15 protein-coding genes and 1 other annotated feature are annotated in these 18,015 nt (G+C 46.8%); of the genes, 12 read left to right on the forward strand and 3 right to left on the reverse strand.

Going from position 1 to position 18,015, the window contains the following annotated elements; genetic code table 11:
* Nucleotides 1-5 precede the first annotated feature (5 nt).
* The 3 genes from CS562_RS24010 to leuS all read left to right on the forward strand — a co-directional run bounded on the left by CS562_RS24010 (nt 6) and on the right by leuS (nt 4,791).
* A complete protein-coding gene (locus CS562_RS24010; protein ID WP_076288056.1) occupies nt 6-776 on the forward strand; it encodes a class I SAM-dependent DNA methyltransferase in 771 nt (256 codons plus the stop codon).
* A 177-nt stretch (nt 777-953) separates the two neighbouring features.
* Nucleotides 954-1,910, forward strand: a complete 957-nt coding sequence (locus tag CS562_RS24015; RefSeq protein WP_099858437.1) for a phosphotransferase family protein — start codon at nt 954-956, stop codon at nt 1,908-1,910.
* Between the two features lie 98 nt (nt 1,911-2,008).
* Nucleotides 2,009-2,275: a binding site (T-box leader), on the forward strand.
* Nucleotides 2,276-2,346: 71 nt separating this feature from the next.
* Nucleotides 2,347-4,791, forward strand: coding sequence for a leucine--tRNA ligase (leuS, locus tag CS562_RS24020; RefSeq protein WP_099858438.1), 2,445 nt, complete (start codon nt 2,347-2,349; stop codon nt 4,789-4,791).
* Here the strand turns inward: leuS and comER are convergent.
* Nucleotides 4,772-5,617 carry a late competence protein ComER gene (gene comER, locus CS562_RS24025; RefSeq protein WP_076288059.1) on the reverse strand — a complete coding sequence of 282 codons (846 nt, stop codon included), beginning with the start codon at nt 5,615-5,617 and terminating at the stop codon, nt 4,772-4,774. The two genes, leuS and comER, sit on opposite strands and share 20 nt — an antisense overlap.
* A gap of 186 nt (nt 5,618-5,803) precedes the next feature.
* On the opposite strand from comER, the gene CS562_RS24030 reads away from it, so the two are divergent.
* From CS562_RS24030 to CS562_RS24040, 3 genes are all read left to right on the forward strand, one after another.
* Nucleotides 5,804-6,409, forward strand: a complete 606-nt coding sequence (locus CS562_RS24030) for a ComEA family DNA-binding protein (protein ID WP_076288060.1) — start codon at nt 5,804-5,806, stop codon at nt 6,407-6,409.
* A 96-nt stretch (nt 6,410-6,505) separates the two neighbouring features.
* Nucleotides 6,506-7,027 (forward strand): deoxycytidylate deaminase, encoded by a 522-nt coding sequence (locus tag CS562_RS24035; protein WP_076288061.1) that lies wholly within the window; start codon nt 6,506-6,508, stop codon nt 7,025-7,027.
* Nucleotides 7,028-7,131: 104 nt separating this feature from the next.
* Entirely contained in the window at nt 7,132-9,996 is a 2,865-nt protein-coding gene (locus CS562_RS24040) for a ComEC/Rec2 family competence protein (RefSeq protein WP_257219594.1), read from the forward strand.
* A gap of 620 nt (nt 9,997-10,616) precedes the next feature.
* Here CS562_RS24040 and CS562_RS24050 read toward each other — a convergent pair.
* Entirely contained in the window at nt 10,617-10,919 is a 303-nt protein-coding gene (locus tag CS562_RS24050) for a hypothetical protein (RefSeq protein ID WP_053781298.1), read from the reverse strand.
* A 458-nt stretch (nt 10,920-11,377) separates the two neighbouring features.
* Here CS562_RS24050 and CS562_RS24055 point away from each other — a divergent pair, with 458 nt between their 5' ends.
* From CS562_RS24055 to holA, 3 genes are all read left to right on the forward strand, one after another.
* Complete coding sequence (locus CS562_RS24055; RefSeq protein ID WP_024628507.1) at nt 11,378-11,926, forward strand: RNA polymerase sigma factor; 549 nt, start codon at nt 11,378-11,380, stop codon at nt 11,924-11,926.
* Nucleotides 11,923-13,182, forward strand: coding sequence for an anti-sigma factor family protein (locus CS562_RS24060; RefSeq protein ID WP_099858440.1), 1,260 nt, complete (start codon nt 11,923-11,925; stop codon nt 13,180-13,182). The genes CS562_RS24055 and CS562_RS24060 overlap by 4 nt, the downstream gene beginning before the upstream one ends.
* A gap of 259 nt (nt 13,183-13,441) precedes the next feature.
* Nucleotides 13,442-14,458: a DNA polymerase III subunit delta gene (holA, locus tag CS562_RS24065; RefSeq protein WP_076288065.1), complete on the forward strand. Its 1,017-nt coding sequence runs from the start codon at nt 13,442-13,444 to the stop codon at nt 14,456-14,458.
* Nucleotides 14,459-14,625: 167 nt separating this feature from the next.
* Here the strand turns inward: holA and rpsT are convergent, their stop codons facing one another.
* A complete protein-coding gene (gene rpsT, locus CS562_RS24070; RefSeq protein WP_024628504.1) occupies nt 14,626-14,898 on the reverse strand; it encodes a 30S ribosomal protein S20 in 273 nt (90 codons plus the stop codon).
* A 175-nt stretch (nt 14,899-15,073) separates the two neighbouring features.
* On the opposite strand from rpsT, the gene gpr reads away from it, so the two are divergent.
* From gpr to CS562_RS24085, 3 genes are all read left to right on the forward strand, one after another.
* The gene (gene gpr / locus CS562_RS24075) at nt 15,074-16,075 is read left to right on the forward strand and encodes a GPR endopeptidase (protein ID WP_063567283.1); all 1,002 of its coding nucleotides are present in this window, start codon (nt 15,074-15,076) and stop codon (nt 16,073-16,075) included.
* A gap of 164 nt (nt 16,076-16,239) precedes the next feature.
* Nucleotides 16,240-17,535: a stage II sporulation protein P gene (locus CS562_RS24080; RefSeq protein WP_099858441.1), complete on the forward strand. Its 1,296-nt coding sequence runs from the start codon at nt 16,240-16,242 to the stop codon at nt 17,533-17,535.
* 54 nt (nt 17,536-17,589) lie between these two features.
* Nucleotides 17,590-17,949 carry a DUF3679 domain-containing protein gene (locus tag CS562_RS24085; protein ID WP_099858442.1) on the forward strand — a complete coding sequence of 120 codons (360 nt, stop codon included), beginning with the start codon at nt 17,590-17,592 and terminating at the stop codon, nt 17,947-17,949.
* Nucleotides 17,950-18,015: the final 66 nt, after the last annotated feature.

The raw sequence follows: 18,015 nt of genomic DNA on the forward strand, positions 1-18,015 counted from the left end.
CTGACATGTCTTACCGGAAATTTGCCTATGTGTACGATGAATTAATGGAGGATATGCCTTATCCGGACTGGATAAGGTTTGCGAGAACGGCTTGGGAACGGCATGGCATGCCGAAAAGTGTGGCTGAACTGGGCTGTGGGACCGGCTCAATTACGATCCCACTGGTGAACTCCGGCTTTGAAGTTACAGGTATTGACCTGTCGGCGGACATGTTGTCTGTTGCGCGAAGTAAAATGGAGGCCACACCTCAAGGCCACCGCTTATATCGGGAAGGCAGTGTCCGCTGGGTGCAGCAGGATATGCGGGACTGGAGAGTTCCGGAGCCTGTGGACTCGGTGATATCGTTCTGTGATTGCGTGAATTATCTGCTTGAAAAAGAGGATGTCGTTCGTACCTTTCAGCGTACTTACGAGATGCTAAAGCCGGAGGGCACATTCCTGTTCGATGTACATCATCCGAATACCCTTATTCGATACGAAGAAGAGCAACCATTTGTGTTGGACGAACGCTCCGTATCGTATATTTGGACCTGTGATATGGATCAAGATCGGTGTGAGATTGAGCATCATCTAAGTATATTTTCACGTGTGGCTGAGAGCGGCAAGGATATGTACCAACGGTTTGAAGAGGTTCATGTTCAGCGCGCGTATGATCCGGACTGGATGAAGCTGGAGCTCACGAAGGCCGGCTTCAGAGATGTACGTGTATATGCTGATTTTGAGTGGAAAGAGGCGGGAGAAGGCGCACAGCGTCTATTCTATGTAGCCGTGAAATAGGAGTATGATAAAGAACTGTCCTTATGATGTATAAGGGCAGTTCTTTGTCTATAAGAATGTTTTTTTATATGTAATAAAAGTTATTGCCAGTAGGGTTAAAGGAAGCCATAATAGTTGGATGGAAAACGTTTTCTAATTAGTAGAATCCTGAAAATTTAATTCCGGGTGGGGTGTAGAATGGAAAGTACATACAAAACAAGGCTGACTTCCGAACAATTAGACAGAATTGTGCAGCAGCACTTTAACACAGGTATCCAAGAATACAAAGAGATGATCGACGGCTGGGCAAACCACGCTTACTTTATCACCAAGAAAGACGGACAGAAGGTTGTACTCAAAATAGCTCCTTCTAATGGCGTTAAGCTGATGCGCTGTGAACAGCAAGTTATGGTTGCTGAGGTTGAGGCACTACGACTTGTGGCAGAACTTCAGGATGTACCCGTTCCCCGGGTATTGGCCTACGATCCATCGCTCACCCTGGTTCCGGCAGAATATTTTATTATGGAATACATGCCAGGAACGCCGTATAACAAAGTCAAAGATCAGTACAGTGCAGAAGAGCAGGAATCCATAGAGCAGCAGCTGGGTGCCCACAATCGTCGAATCAATGAAATTAAAGGAGAGAAGTTTGGTTACTTTTCCTCAAAGAAACCGCATTATACGACGTGGAGAGAAGCTTTCCTTTGCCTAATGGATGATATGCTGGGAGATAGCAGAGCAGCGGGTGTGGAATTTTCGATTCGTTATGAGGAACTGGAGCGTTTGATTCAAGAAAAATCGGATGTGCTGGATGATGTCAAAGAGCCTGTGCTTGTGCATTGGGATTTGTGGGATGGGAATGTATTGGTGGAGGCGGGGCAGATCACGGCCATTATCGATTTCGAACGTTCCCTTTGGGCAGATCCTCTGATGGAGCACTACTTCAGTCATTTTAATAATACACCGGGATTCCTCAAAGGCTATGGTAGAGCAGTTACAACAGACAGTGAACGAAAAAGAAGAAGTTTATATGATCTGTACTTTGATCTGGCGCTGAGAATCGAGTGTCCATATCGTCAATACGATAACAAGGAACATATTCAGTGGTCGATTGATAACCTAGAAGAAGGAATCAAGCGATTCCAGTCGTCTTAATGTGTATACTGATGCATGGCATTGCTTATACTCAACAGACAGTGTAATATTGACTTTAATGCTGTTTTTTTATATAATGTTTCCGATCATATCGTATACATATTTCGATGATAAGGATCAGTAGTGAGTCCTGTACATGACAGAGAGCCGGCGGTTGGTGCAAGTCGGTTGACAGTATTTCACGAACTCGCCTTGGAGAAATGCGGTGATTACACCATCTTGCAACCGACTCATTAACACTCCGGTTCAGGAATGGAAATCCGCATCGGTTAACCGCCGTTACAGGTCCAAAGGGAGTGGATGACGAAGCACGATCGTCCGCTAACTAGGGTGGTACCACGGGAATTCAACCTCTCGTCCCTAGCGCTGCAAACGCTACGGGATGCTGAGGTTTTTTTGTTGCAATAAAAGCGAATAACCAGAGGAGGAACAATAGATGAGTGAGAATCAACAGCCGAAACACGGCTATAAGCCACAAGACATGGAGAAAAGTTGGCAGCAATACTGGGATGACAACAAAACGTTTAAAACGGGTGAGGACCCGGCTAAACCGAAGTTCTATGCCTTGGATATGTTTCCATATCCATCCGGCTCAGGCCTGCACGTAGGTCACCCGGAAGGATACACGGCAACGGATATCGTATCCCGTTTCAAACGTATGCGCGGCTTCAATGTATTGCATCCAATGGGTTGGGACGCTTTCGGCCTGCCTGCTGAGCAGCATGCATTGGATACTGGTGAGCATCCACGGGATATTACATTCCGCAATATTGACAATTTCCGTCGCCAGATCAAATCACTGGGTTTCTCATATGACTGGGATCGTGAGATCAGTACAACAGACCCTGACTATTACAAATGGACGCAATGGATCTTCATCCAGTTGTACAATAAAGGCCTGGCTTATGTAGATGAAGTGCCTGTGAACTGGTGCGAAGCTTTGGGTACAGTACTGGCGAACGAAGAAGTTATCGATGGCAAGAGTGAGCGTGGTGGACATCCGGTCGTTCGTAAACCGATGCGCCAATGGGTATTGAGAATTACGGAATATGCAGAGCGTTTGCTGGAAGACCTGGAAGAGCTGGACTGGTCGGAAAGTATCAAGGATATGCAGCGCAACTGGATCGGCAAATCGACCGGGGCGGAAGTTACTTTTGCCATTGAGGGTCATGAAGAAGTCATCAAAGTGTTTACGACACGTGCAGATACTTTGTTTGGCGCAAGTTATGCTGTATTGGCACCTGAGCATGAGCTGGTGGAAGTCATTACAACTGCTGAACAGCGTGAAGCAATCAAGTCATATCAGGAACAGGCTGCTCGCAAAAGCGATCTGGAACGTACCGATTTGGCTAAAGACAAAACGGGTGTGTTCACAGGAACTTATGCAATCAATCCGGTAAATGGAGCGAAGGTGCCAATCTGGATCGCCGATTATGTTCTGGCTGGATACGGGACAGGGGCGATCATGGCCGTTCCGGGACATGACGCTCGTGACTGGGAGTTTGCAAAACAGTTTGGTCTGGACATCATCGAGGTTGTACAGGGTGGCGACGTGACACAAGAAGCGTATTCCGGAGACGGACCGCATGTGAACTCCGATTTCCTGAACGGATTGAACAACGAAGAAGCTATTGCGAAGATGATCGCCTGGTTGGAAGAGAACGGTAAGGGACAAGGCAAGGTCACCTATCGTCTGCGCGATTGGCTGTTCAGCCGTCAGCGTTACTGGGGTGAGCCAATCCCGATTCTGCATCTGGAAGACGGAACGATGAAGACGGTGCCGGAAGATCAATTGCCTTTGCTGCTGCCGGATATTGACCAGATCAAACCTTCGGGCACTGGAGAGTCACCACTGGCGAATGTTACGGAATGGGTTAACACCGTAGATCCGGAAACGGGAATGAAAGCACGTCGCGAGACGAACACAATGCCACAATGGGCCGGTAGCTGCTGGTATTACCTGCGCTTTATCGATCCGCACAATGACAAGGAACTGATCTCTCAAGAGAAACAGCAGCAGTGGCTGCCGGTTGATCTGTACATCGGGGGAGCAGAGCACGCAGTGCTTCACTTGCTGTACGCTCGTTTCTGGCATAAAGTGCTGTATGATCTGGGTGTGGTGCATACCAAAGAGCCGTTCCACAAACTGGTCAACCAAGGCATGATCCTGGGAACCAACAATGAGAAGATGAGTAAATCCCGTGGTAATGTTATTAACCCGGATGAGATCGTTAATGAATTCGGTGCAGATACATTGCGTCTGTATGAAATGTTTATGGGGCCTCTGGAGGCTACAAAACCGTGGAACGCTAACGGGGTTGAGGGCATGCATCGCTTCCTGTCACGTGTATGGCGTCTGTTCATCAACGAAGATACAGGTGCAATCCATGACAAGATCACAGCCGATGGTGGAACTGATGAGTTCAAGCGCACTGCACACAAGACAATCAAAAAGGTTACAGAGGATCTGGAACATCTGCGTTTCAACACAGCGATCAGCCAGCTGATGATCTTCATCAACGATGCATACAAAGCAGATACGCTGCCGCGTGAAGCCATGGAGAACTTTGTACAGCTGTTGTCACCGCTGGCACCGCATATGGCAGAGGAGCTGTGGAGCCGTCTCGGTCATGATGGTGGAATCTCTTATGTAGCTTGGCCTGAGTATGATGAGTCCATGACGGTGGATGCCGAAGTGGAGATTGTTGTTCAAGTGAATGGCAAAATTGTAACCCGTGCTACGATCGCGAAGGATCTGGACGCACAGGGCATGCAGGACTTTACAATGGAACTGGCACCTGTGAAGCAGGCACTGGAAGGCAAGACCATTCGCAAGGTCATTGCCGTTCCAGGCAAACTCGTTAATATTGTTGCCGGTTAATCTCACCGGTTTTGAATAGTTCATCCAGCTTCAACAAATCTTCATCATATTTGTCGTGAGTCGTCTGGATCAGACTGTCAAAAACACCATTCAGACTTACCTTTAGCAGGGCAAGTGCCTGTGCGGTGATGCCGCCAGGTACAGCCACGCGAGCCTGAAGTTCTTGCGGGGTGTATCCTCCTTCGGTGAGCAGCTTGCCTGTTCCCAGGAGCATCTCGCCGGCAAGAGCGCAGGCGTCGGCTCGTTTGATGCCTGTAAGCTTGACGGCACTCTCGATCCATTGCTCCAGAAAGAACGATATGAATGCAGGTCCGCAGCTGGAGAAGTCGGATGTGATCCGGGTACAGGCTTCATCCACTTGATAGGGTCTGCCGATATGACTGAGCATCCCTTCCAGCACAGCGCGGTCTTCGGTAGTCATTCGCTCACCGTGAATACACAGGGACGCTCCGCTGCCGACCTGGTGCGTAACGCTGGGGATAACTTTGGAGACTTTGCAAGGAAGTGAAGATTCCAGATGGCGCAGCTGCACGGGACTGGTGATCGAGACGATTATATGATTGGGATTCACGACAGGCAGGATGTCGTCAATGACATGTTTGAATTCAAGTGGCTTCACGCACAAAAAGATGATATTGCTGCGGATGACGGTTTCCCGGTTGCTCTGTGATTCATGCAGACCGGGGTAACGGAGGGATAACTGCCGTACTTTGGAAGGGGTTCTATTGCTGGCGGCGATCTGCCGTGGCTCAAGTGCACCGGATTGAATCAAGGCATAGATCAGCAGGCTGCCCATGCTGCCGGTTCCGATAAATCCAACCTTCATTGTTCAGGCCTCCTTTCATGCTTTACGGTAATGGCGCAGTTCTTTCCCTCTAGTGTATGCGTCAGGACCTGCTTCACATGACATGAAAATAGTACAGCTTGGTTTACCAGGCAAGTCCAACGGTTCGGAAGCACCGCCCGTGTTCAGAATAGATTTATTTTGAATCCAGGGAGAGGTGTGGAAGAGATGAGATGGAACAAGGGGATGACCATTGCTGCTGCGGTGGTCGGATGTATACTAATATTATGGTCGGGCAAAAGTGAACAGCCGCCTTCTGGCTGGGAACCTATGCAGCTCGCCACCGAGAAGCCGACGATAGAGCAGGAAACCCCTGCTGTACAGTCGGCTACTTTGGTTCAGGAACAAACGAAAGCTTCCGATGCAGAACAGAGACCGTTAACAACAGAGGCCCCTGTAGAGACTAATCTGGTTGATGCCACAGCAGGGAAAGTGGTTGATCAGACAGTTGCAGTGGATCAGACAGTTGCAGTTAAGCAAACGGATACTCCTACTGATGGGACACAAACGAAATCCGAGGCAGCGGTTGTTTCAACAGACAATAACCAAGCAATGGTGAGCAATGAAGCTGTCGACAATGGTAAAATTGATGTCAATACAGCTCCGGCAGCGAAGCTTATGGACCTTCCTGGAATTGGGGAGAAAAAGGCGCAAGCCATTATTGATTATCGTAATTCGCATGGTCCCTTTACCAAAGTCAGCGATCTGACCAAAGTGAAAGGAATCGGAATGAAGATGCTGGAGAAAATGGCTCCTTATGTGCAGATCAGGTAATCACGCAATATTAAATATTAGGATATAAGTTGAATTGGAAATGACATAAGAAAGAGGTATGGGTTCAACTTTCATCAGATGGGGAGGGAAACGGTTATGAGCACAGCAGACGTACGCAAAGACTGGGATACGTATTTTATGGACATCGCATATATGGTCTCTACCCGTTCCCGCTGTTCACGCCGCCATGTTGGCGCCGTACTTGTGCAGGGGAAGAAACTGCTTGGGACAGCCTATAACGGTGCGCCCATGGGGGTTCCGGACTGCTCGGAAGCAGGGTGCATGATCTCGGAAGAATACGAGCTGGTGGTAACCGACGGTCAGGAGGAAATGGTTAAAAAGCAACGTTGCATTCGTACCATTCATGCGGAGCAGAATTTGCTTTTGTTCACCGATCGAATTGACCGCGAAGGCTCTTCTGTATATGTCACGGATGAACCTTGCTGGACTTGCTCCAATATGCTCGCGAATAGCGGTATTACAGAAATCGTGTTTCATCGCCCATATCCCAAGGATACAGGCAAGGTTACCAACATGATGAAGCAAAAAGGCATTACGTTTCGTCAGCTGGGAAATTACCAGCCTCCACGTGAGACGATGATGACGGTAAGTGATTAGAACCAAAATAATATTCAAATTTGCGGGGAAGAACCTCCGGTTGCTGTATCAGCTGCCGGGGGTTTTTCTGCGTTCATACGGGTGACACAAAGGAGGGGAAGAAAATGAAAGGCAGACCTTTACTGGTATTTACCGTCTGCTGGTTATGCGGTAGCGGGATGGCATGTGCATTATCGGGTTGGTCCTTGATCGTGGGATTGATCGGGGCATTCGTTTGTCTGCCTCTTTTACTACGATGGATTGATATACGAGGTTGGTCCATCTTGTTGCTGATCGGGGCACTCGTTGGCGGTGCTGTGCACTGGGAATGGAATGATGCGCGGAATCGGAGCAGTCTGCCCGATATCAAACATACGGCTGCGGAGGATTTGGACGGTTATGCAGCTACATTCGAAGGAACCCTTATGTCGGATGTACGCATAGATGGGGATCGGGCCGATTTTGAAATGCTAGCCACGTCGATGCTTCCGCTATCCGATGCATCAACAGCAACAGTGTCGGAAGCGGGAACTGCGCCTAACGTGAGGGAACGTCTAATGGTCCAAGTTCGCCTGGCTGAGGAAGAAGAACAGCAAGTAGCAGCGGGGTGGAAGCGAGGAGATTCGATCACATTGACGGGAGCGCTTACGCTTCCCGGCGAAGCCAGAAATTTTGGTGGGTTTGACTATCGAAATTACTTACGAACTCTTCATATCCATTGGTTGTTTAAAGTGAAGGGGGCCAGTTCAGTAACCACCGTTCCGCCTGAAGGGCTGGGGAAACTCAACATCCTTCGGTGGAATGACATCGTTAGGCATAAGCTTGGCGCAGCGGTAGAACGGATATTTCCCGAACCTCATGCGGGCTATATGAAAGGTCTGATTATCGGGATGGCTAATGATATCGATCCGGATACATATGGACAATTTTCACAGCTTGGTTTAACTCATATATTGGCGATCTCCGGAACACATGTCGCGGTTTATGTGGCATCGCTGCTGCTCCTTTTATCTTGGCTTAGGTTAACCCGAGAAACCTCGCTCACTATTGTGTTACTGCTAATACCTGCATATGTACTGTTGTCTGGCGGTTCGCCATCGGTCATTCGTGCGGGTATCATGTCCATGATTGGTTTGTATATGGCGCGGCGCGGGCTTGCGCGGGATGGATTGCAGATGATCAGTGCAGCAGCGTTGTTGATGATGTGGTGGAACCCGTATTTTTTATTAAGCGTGAGCTTTCAGCTATCTTTTCTGGTAACAGCTGGACTAATGATTTACATGCCACTGATTAATCGGATATTTAGCAGTTGGCCCAAGGGCCTTGCAGCAACAGCTTCTGTGACGGTAACAGCACAGCTCATTTCGTTTCCGGTCACGATTCTGTATTTCAACCAGTTTTCTCTGCTTTCATTTGTCGCTAACTTCCTGCTTGTATCTTTGATCAGTGCCATTGTACTTCCTCTTGGAACGGTTGCCCTGTTTTTATCGTTTATTTGGATGCCTCTAGCCAAACCATTGGCGTGGATTGCTATTATGCTGAACAAATTGACCTTTGTAAGTGTGGAGTGGATGAACAGCTTGCCTGGTTTTGTGCTGATCTGGGCTACCCCATCGCTACTATGGATTGCAGCATATTATGCCGTTCTCTATGCACTTTTGAGGGTCCTTCATCGCGGCCGAGGTGACCAACCTGCAGTTCAGGGCACAGAAGAGGATACGGCTCCGCTGAATCGCCGATATGTTGGGGGGGCGCCTAAAGCGGCTCTGGGGCTGTCTGGATTGTCTAATGTATCATCACAAGGGTTAAACAAAGGTGGACGTGAGGCTAGTCCTGGTTCGATGACAACCTTAAGTGCAAGTATTGCCTGGCCGGAATATACCAGTGCATTTGCTGCTCGAGGGGCGGGTTTTTACTCTGGTGAACGGATGAACGTCTTCCACAAATGGATGTGTGCGCTACTAGCTCTCAGCTTTGTGGTGGAATTATGGTGGGCTTACCGGACACCGCAGCCTGCGGGGACAGGCGTGGTGCAGTTTTTGGATATCGGACAAGGGGACAGTACACTTATTACAACACCTGGGGGTAAACATATTTTGGTCGATGGTGGAGGTACAGTCCAGTTCGGGAAGTCAGAACAATCCTGGAAGACACGACGTGATCCATACGAAGTAGGGGCCAAGGTGGTCGTTCCTTTATTAAAAAAGCGGGGAATTCATCGGCTGGACGCCGTAATCGTAACCCATGCCGATCAGGATCATGCTGGGGGATTACAGGCTGTGCTCGAACAGATCCCGGTGGAACGGTTCATGTTTAATGGGACAACCAGTGGTACAGCCAATTTTGAGAAATTGCTGGATACCGCTATAGACAAGCAGATACCGTTATATGCCATTCGCCAAGGGATGTCCTACTCTCCTGATGGGGAGACCAGACTACATTTTATATATCCGGATCTGGAGAAGGCGAAGGATACAGGAGAAAGATTGCCCGTCTCAGAACATCAGAATCATGATTCGGTTGTCTTTTTGCTGGAGATGGCAGGCGCCTCCTTATTGTTCACGGGAGACATGGATGCTGCAGCCGAGCAGGATCTGCTCTTTATGATTCAGGATGGATCACTTGCAGCCTCGTTTGGACAGTACGATGCAGATGCTGCATTAGCAGATGGTACTGTTCAGGAGATGTTCACACGTCACTCGGGGGAGAATCATAAGGAGGTTCCTGTCACCATAGATGTATTAAAAGTTGCACACCACGGTAGCAAAACATCATCAACGGAAGCTTGGTTACAGTATTGGAATGCATCCGCATCCGTGATATCTGCTGGGGCCAACAATACATATGGACATCCTAATCCTGGTGTGCTTGATCGTCTTGTAAAATCGGGTACAGAGATCTATCGAACTGATCGAATGGGGGAAATTCAGATGAGAATCAAAGATGGAGAGATTGATGTGTGTTATAAGTTGAGGATGGATGAATCATGAATTTTTGTGAGAGTTGGCTAAAATGGATTACTCTCTTGCTTTTGAAATAGCAACTATTAAGCTAATTATAGTCGCACTGAATAAGTTAATCGTGTGATCGATTTCATCCCATGTTTTATGGCGTATTATCATATTGAATACAATAAATGATAGACTACAGAGTAGAAAAAATCCTAGGAAGTATTTTAAGAAGATTTTCAAACTCATAAATCTGCCTCATATCCGCTTATAAATTTTGTTGCACCGTTGTGGACTCTATTTCGTTTGTGCGGCTCGAATTACTATAAAAATAGTGTCCCGATTTTCCGTTAGTTGTCTGATTTCGCTTCTATACGGACCTATATTTTCTATTTTAAGTTATAAAGCGGGATTAATTATGCTGTTTATGTGAAACTAATGTAAAATTTCGTGTAAAATATGTAATACTACTGCGTTAATCATGTTCGCTTAATAAAGGTGAAATCTACACTGTCCCAATCCACAATCTTATTGTGATTTATTAATTTTCTGTATGAAGCACTTCATATGCTCAAAGAATAAAACCAAAAGCCCGCTTTCCGGATACTCCTCGGGGAGAATGCCGGAAAGCGGGCTCATTTGGAATGACTTATAACAATGAATTATTCAACGCCATCTTTAAAGTGTTTACTCCAATGTTTGTCACCTTTGTGCAACAGATCTTCTACAGTTTTCTCAAGCGTAAGCAAGAGCTGTGCGCGAACATCAAGCACGGTTTCTCTGTACAAGCGTTCTTCCGATCCGACGATTTTATCGCCGTATAATGCCTGTGCAGCGGTGTATTTCCGATGTTCTTCAACCAGGGTATCGATAGATTGCAACGCATGTTCCACAAAATGGGATATGCTTTGATATTCTTTGGGCATTTGTTCTTTTAACGCTTGAATTTTTGCAAGAGCTGGCATGCTCATCACCTCGTGTTATGAATGTAAATTTACAATACACTGTTTTCATGAAAATTACATTAAAATGAGCTTAAATTTGTACGAAATTTGAATTTTTTTATTTTCAATGCTATAAGTGTGGTTAGCTATAATGTATGCCATTGTCATTAAATTGAGTCGTGTAAGTACTGGAATGACTTTTGAGCTGGCTTGATGACTCGTTATGCAATTTCTGTTATTCTAAGAGAAGATTTCAGCGGCCCGAATACATAAGCCGTTATTTTGTTATGGCAATATAAGAAAAACGTCTATCCACGTACCCCAGGGGAACAGACCGCGTTTAGTGGAAGTTTTTCTTGCGATATCAGGACGCGGTATCTCTGAAGTTTTACTTTATGATATCTAAAAAAAATACTTAACTTTGCAACAATTTTATTGATGGTCACGTCTGTAAGGTTGCAGGGAGAGGGGGATCCTTTGTGGTAGAGCCGGAACTCATCAGAGCCGCTCAATCGGGCGATCGCGACGCTCTAATTACCCTATTGCGGGACATTGAACAGCATGTTTATCGAACCGCATATTACATTCTAAATAATGAACAAGACGCTTTGGATGCTGCTCAGGAAGCGTTGATCCGAATTTACACCAAGATTAATTCATATGAGGAAAAGGCCCAGTTTAAGACATGGGTTCAGCGCATCGTCACGAATATCTGTATTGATAAATTCAGAAGAACCAAGCCCTCCGTCTCCATTGACGAGCATGATATGGTTTTTCAGGACAATCAGGATGTGGAATTCGAAGTGATGTCCACATATGTGGCAAAGGATATTCAGGATGCTATTAACAAGTTGCCTGAGCATCATCGTACCGTTATTGTTCTAAGATATTTGCAGGACTTATCCTATAACGAAATTGCGGATTGCCTCGATCTTCCGTTGAATACGGTTAAATCTTATTTATTTAGAGCCAGACAGCAATTACAGAATCTACTACAGGAGTATCAGAAAGGTGGTGTGACAGGATGAAATGCGAAGAGGTGGTGGAATGGATGCACCGGTATCTGGATCATGATCTGGGCGAGGCGGAAACTGCGCAGATGCTACAGCATGTGGCCCAATGTCCGGAGTGCGCTGAAAACTTTAGTTTGCTCAGAGCTCTCTCCAGAGAACTGGAAGATTTGCCGCAGGTAACCCCGAGATTCAGTCTGGTTGATGCCATTATGCCGCAACTGGATGCAATCGACGAAGCAAAGAGGGAACAAAGCAGTACCATACAGGAAATGAGTCCTGTCCCTGCTGCGTTTGAGAATTTACAGCGTTCAAGTGAGCGAAAACCGAAGCAAAAATGGTTGAATTCCATGGCAGGCCGTATGTCCATGGGTGCAGCAGCAGCAGCAGTTGTACTGGGCGTTGCCATTTTTGGGTATCAACCAGAGAAGATTGAGAATGCGGAAGTGATGATGAGCACTGGAAGTACTCAAGAAGGCGGGAATGAGGATCAAAATCCACTGAGCAGAGAGATTAACAATGAAGATTCTTCCTCCTCTTTACAGAGCGATAACAGTGTCTGGGTTGATAGTTCGGAAAGTCAGCCATCCGCTGAAGATAAACAAGCTCAAGAGATTGGTCCTAAAGAAGACAGTTCAGAGAAGGTGCAGGAACCTGAATTGAAGGAAGAACAAACTTCTAAACAGCCGGATACAGGGTCAGAATTGAACAAGAGTGATGCAACGAAAAACGCCCCGTCCAGTTCTAATCCTGCTGACAGTACCAAGAGTGTTGATCAGCAAAAAAGTCAAGATTCAGGAGCCAGTACTGGACCTTCGGGAGGTTCTACTGAGAGCGGAGCAACAGAGCCTGAAAATGGGGATGCACAATCATTCACTACTTCTCAGGATATGCCTGATGTTAAGGTAGAAGAGCCGACAGAGGGCCTGACGAGTCCTGATTCCGAGACAGGTATGGATGTTGCGGGAGGAAATAAAGGATTGACGGCCACCGATTCAGGTGCACTTGCCACCACGACTCCAAAAGAATGGAAATCACCCGATGGCTCCTATCTGGTCATGCTGCTCGGCGATCAGATCAGCATTTACTCTAAACCTGCCGCTGACTCGGATGTGCTAAATCTGGTTGAGCAACGTAATGTGGAGGGTACACTAAAATCTGCGAGCTGGTCTCAGGATAGCGCTGTATTTAATTACGAAACAGATCAAGATGGAACAACAGTGAAAAAATCGTTTAACGTGTCCACTGCCTCAAGCGGAACCTCTGCCAAATAGGCTGTAAATTATACGTTTGGCCTCAATAACTTGCCGAACATTTCTGTTGTATCAAGAATATATTGAAAGTAATAACAACGTCCTATCTCAGTTGGCATAACTGACGTCGTATGACCGCGCACCAGCTTTTTCTAGAATTGTTGGTGTCCGCGTTTATATAGATGTAGGACAGGGGGCCTTCATCCGTTAACCGGGTGTAAGGCCCCTTTGTTGTCTGTCACGTTTTCTGGTAGGATAAGAGGGATAAGGGGGCACCGTGATGGATGTAAAGAGTGCGACAAAGGCAATACGTAATGGAGAAACGGCTCCGGTATATGTGCTGTACGGAACGGAGAAGTATCAGATACAGCAATTTACGGATATGTTAAAACAACAGGTGATTGAAGAAGAGCACCGAGAATTTGCGATCATTCCATATGATCTCTCTGAGACACCTGTGGAGGTTGTCATTGAAGAAGCGGAGACGGTTCCTTTTCTTGTTCCACGTAAACTCATTATCGTTCGCGATGCTAATTTGTTTACAGCAGGCAAGGATTCCAAAATTGATCACCAGATTGATCGACTGCTTACATATATGGACAATCCGGCAGATTATAGTACGATTGTGTTTCTGGCTCAAGGGGATAAACTGGACGAACGTAAAAAATTAGTGAAGGCAGCGAAGAAACAAGCTGTTGTTCTTGCATTTGCTCCACTAAGTGGGGAGGAGTTGCTGGGTTGGATTGTAAAGCTGGCGAAGCAGCGGGATGTATCTTTTGAGGCTGGAGCGGCTGACACGCTTGTGAGCTATGCAGGAACAGGCCTTCAGACGTTATCTGCGGAAGTGGACAAGTTATGTTTGTTTGCTGGTAACGGAGGCACGATCAAGCGCGCGGATATCGAATCACTGGTGGCTCGAAGTACCGAGCAGAATGTGTTCGCTTTGGTGGAGGAGCTTGCTAACTTGAGGCTGGAGAAAGCGTTGGGTCTTTTTTATGAGTTGCTGAAGCAGCGTGAAGAACCAATCAAAATTGCTGCCTTGATTGCCCGTCAATTTCGAATTATGATTCAGGTAAAAGAGTTAGGGCAGCAGAGTTACTCCCAACAGCAAATTGCCAGCCAGCTTGGTCTGCATCCGTATGCTGTTAAAATTGCTGGTGAACAGGCTCGCAAGTTTCAGGCAGAACGTTTGAGGCTGATTTTGAGTCACCTCAGTGAACTGGATTATCAGATGAAGACCGGGGCAGTGGATAAAGTGCTCGGACTGGAGCTTTTCTTGTTAAGGCTTGGAGCTTAAACTTAGATATAACGGTAACACAAAGCGGCCTTTATTCCGTTGATGGTGAGATCATCGGAATAAAGGCCGCTCCGTTTCAATAGAGTGCTTATAGAATCAGATACTAAAAAATCCTGAAAGCTCGTGCTGTTCAGGATTTTTCCATTAGATCGTATAAGTAACGCTTCTTACGCTTGTGCGGAAAGAGCGTTCAGTTTTTTCGCCAAGCGAGACTTTTTGCGGGCTGCAGCATTTTTATGAACCAGACCTTTAGTTACAGCCTTGTCCAGCTTTTTGGAAGCAGCTTGAATCGCAGCTTTTGCAGTATCAACTTCGTTACTTACCAGAGCAGCATCAGCAGCTTTAACAGCTGTACGGAGTGCAGATTTCTGGGAAGCGTTGAGTGCGCGGCGCTTGTCGCTCGTTTTTACGCGTTTAACAGCGGATTTGATGTTTGGCATTACATTCACCTCCTGTAAGGCATTTGCATGAATACAAACGTTTCACAACTTAAAATATTCTAGCACGCTGGCATGCAAATTGCAACAGATTTTCCTATGATGTTCGACAGTGCTGCATAAAGCACACCATTTTCCCACACAATATGCTCAAATGCGGTAAGGGAGGCAGGGACAGATGACACTGGATTTGCAAAATTATGCAGTTCGTACCGACTTGGCAATTGACTCCAAGGAGATGGCTCAGGGGGGGCAGAAACAGACGATTCCCGGGCTGCGGGAGGATGTGGATGAGAAAGACGGTATTAAAATCACACGTATTGATGTGCTTGATGATGCAGCCGCTACAGCAATTGGGCGTGTAAAGGGGCACTATGTCACTTTGGAAGTTCCATCGCTTCGTAACGGGGATACCGATCTTCAGGAGCGGGTGGCGGCAGAATTCACGCGAGAGATGGAAGATTTTTTGGCCAAAGCGGGAATTAACAAGACGTCTAAGGTGCTGATCGTAGGTTTGGGTAACCTGAACGTCACGCCTGACTCACTTGGACCGCTGGTAGTGGAGAATCTGATGGTTACCCGCCAGTATTTTGAGCTGGTTCCGGATCAGGTTGCACCCGGTTATCGGGAAGTCAGTGCTATTGCGCCAGGTGTGCTGGGTACAACGGGTATAGAATCCAGTGACATCGTACAAGCGATCGTGGATCGAACGAAACCGGATGCAATCATTGCGATTGATGCGCTGGCTTCACGCTCCCTCGAACGTGTTAATACAACGATTCAAGTGGCAGACATCGGCATTCATCCTGGCTCAGGAATAGGGAACAAACGACGTGGACTGACACGTGAAATATTGGGTGTTCCCTGCATTGCCATCGGTGTACCAACCGTATGTTATGCATCGACCATCGTGAATAACGTCATCGAAATGATGCGTACTCATTTCCGGCAAGAGACTGATCAAACGAAACAGATTATGGGCATGCTGGACGATATCGGCGAAAATGACCGTCTCAGTTTGGTAAAAGAGGTACTGGAGCCACTAGGTCATGATCTGATCGTTACCCCCAAAGAAATCGATGAATTTGTCGAAGATATTGCCAATATTATTGCAACAGGTCTGAATGCCGCGCTCCATGATGCGGTAAATGCTGAGAATGTAGCTGCCTACACCCATTAATTAACACTTTGAAATTTAAAATGCTTGAGACTCCTGTGAAGAAGGTCCGAATCTATCGGACTTTCTTTTTTTGTATGCAATCTTCTTTTTCCTGTTCTATCAAATCTGGCAGGCTCATAGAGTTGAAGTATAAGCGTTGTCCAGCAGGGAAGGAGACAGAAGCAATGAACAAAATATTGGCCTGGAATATTGGTAAATGGAAAAAGAGATGTTTGCACGTGCTGGCTATGGGCCGTACGTTATTGTTGCTTATGATCATATCTGCTTTGTTTTTTGTTGTACTCGGTCTGGGGGGCATGGCAGAGAAGCGTTTGAATAGCTCACCTGTTTCTTCTATGAAAGGTTTTGCGGGAGCCGTTTCAAGTAGCTTTTTTGTGGACATGCTCGGCATGGAAATGCCGCATCTAACTCAGAAAGAACAAGCATCTGCATTTTCTGGTGAAAATCTGACTTCGTTTGTATTCCAACTGCTGACGAATGTTAATCCGCAAGACCCCAAAAGCCTGATCGCTAGAGAAATGCCGGGCATGGGTTCCAATCAACCCGTACTGCTGCGACCAGGCTCGGGAAATGAAAAAGCTGAAGCTCCAGAAGATTATCAGCCGGGTCCTGGACTAATTGATACGGCTTCGGCAGGCGGAGGGAAATCAGGTGGCGAGCAGCATATCCCACCAGGTCAGGATAATCCCGATCCATCCGATCCGCAGGATCCGGGTGATGGTGAAGTAAAGGGTGATCCCCCACCGAAGAATGGTGGTAAAGATGAACCGAGCAAACCAACGACAGGAAAAAAAGCGATTCTTGTTTACCATTCCCATCCACGTGAAGGATACAATCCTCTCTTGGGCACGAAGAGTGACAATCCTTCCTCTGGTAAATCGACTGGTAATGTTTTTCAAGTGGGAACCTACTTGTCCGACAGTTTGGAGAAGCTGGGGATTGGAGTGGAACATGCGCAAGAAGATTATCCAACCAAGGTCAAGGATTATAACTGGAATTATTCCTATAAATACTCCCGTCAGACGGTGAAAGCTGCACTTGCTCAAAATGACGATCTTACGTATCTCATCGATATCCACCGTGACTCTCAGCGTCATAACAAAACAACGACAACCATTAATAATCTGGGTTATGCCAAAGTATATTTTATTATAGGACATGAAAATCCAAACTGGCAGCAGAATGAAGCCTTTGCGGCCAAAATTCATAAGAAACTGGAAGCGAAATATCCAGGGGTGTCTCGCGGCGTCTGGGGTAAGGACGGCGGCGGGGCCAACAATGGCGAATACAACCAGACGCTTTCTCCCAACAGCATATTGATTGAGATTGGCGGCATCGACAATACAGCTGCTGAACTGGAGCGGACATCCAAAGTACTAGCCGACATGATCGCAGAGGTGTACTGGGATGATCAGAAAGTGGACAAAGCGAGTGCGGATAAGACGTCAAAAGGTGGCTAGTAGTCCTGATATGGAAGAATAGAAGAATCGAAGATATAACAGGAGGCGAGGAATGTGTCCAGATTCGGTAAAAGATTGTTTTCCATCTGTGTATTGATGTTGCTGGGTGTTCTGTTTGGAATGCAGCTGGCAGGCAGCAGCTTTAATAGGGGCGATGATTCGACTAGCAACCCTGCAGTGGTGAAAACGGAGCCGGTGTCACCGGTTGCCGAGTCTGTTCCGACCACGTCCGTACAACAGGAGGTTAAAGAACCTCCAGCAGTACCTGTTCTGTCACCGAGTCAGGTGCTTGGCGCAGAGCAGAGCAAAGCGCCGGTCGACGTACTGGCTGACAAAACAGCAGGTCTTCTTCAAAATCTGTCCCATAACGGAATGAAGTGGGTTGTATCCTTATTTAGCGGAGTCGCTGAATAAAAGGCTATGAAATATAGGCAAAATATACCCTTGGAAGTTCGCAATTGTGACGATAATTATAAAGTT

The sequence above is a fragment of the Paenibacillus sp. LK1 genome (genome assembly GCF_002750415.1).
GTDB lineage: Bacteria > Bacillota > Bacilli > Paenibacillales > Paenibacillaceae > Paenibacillus > Paenibacillus taichungensis.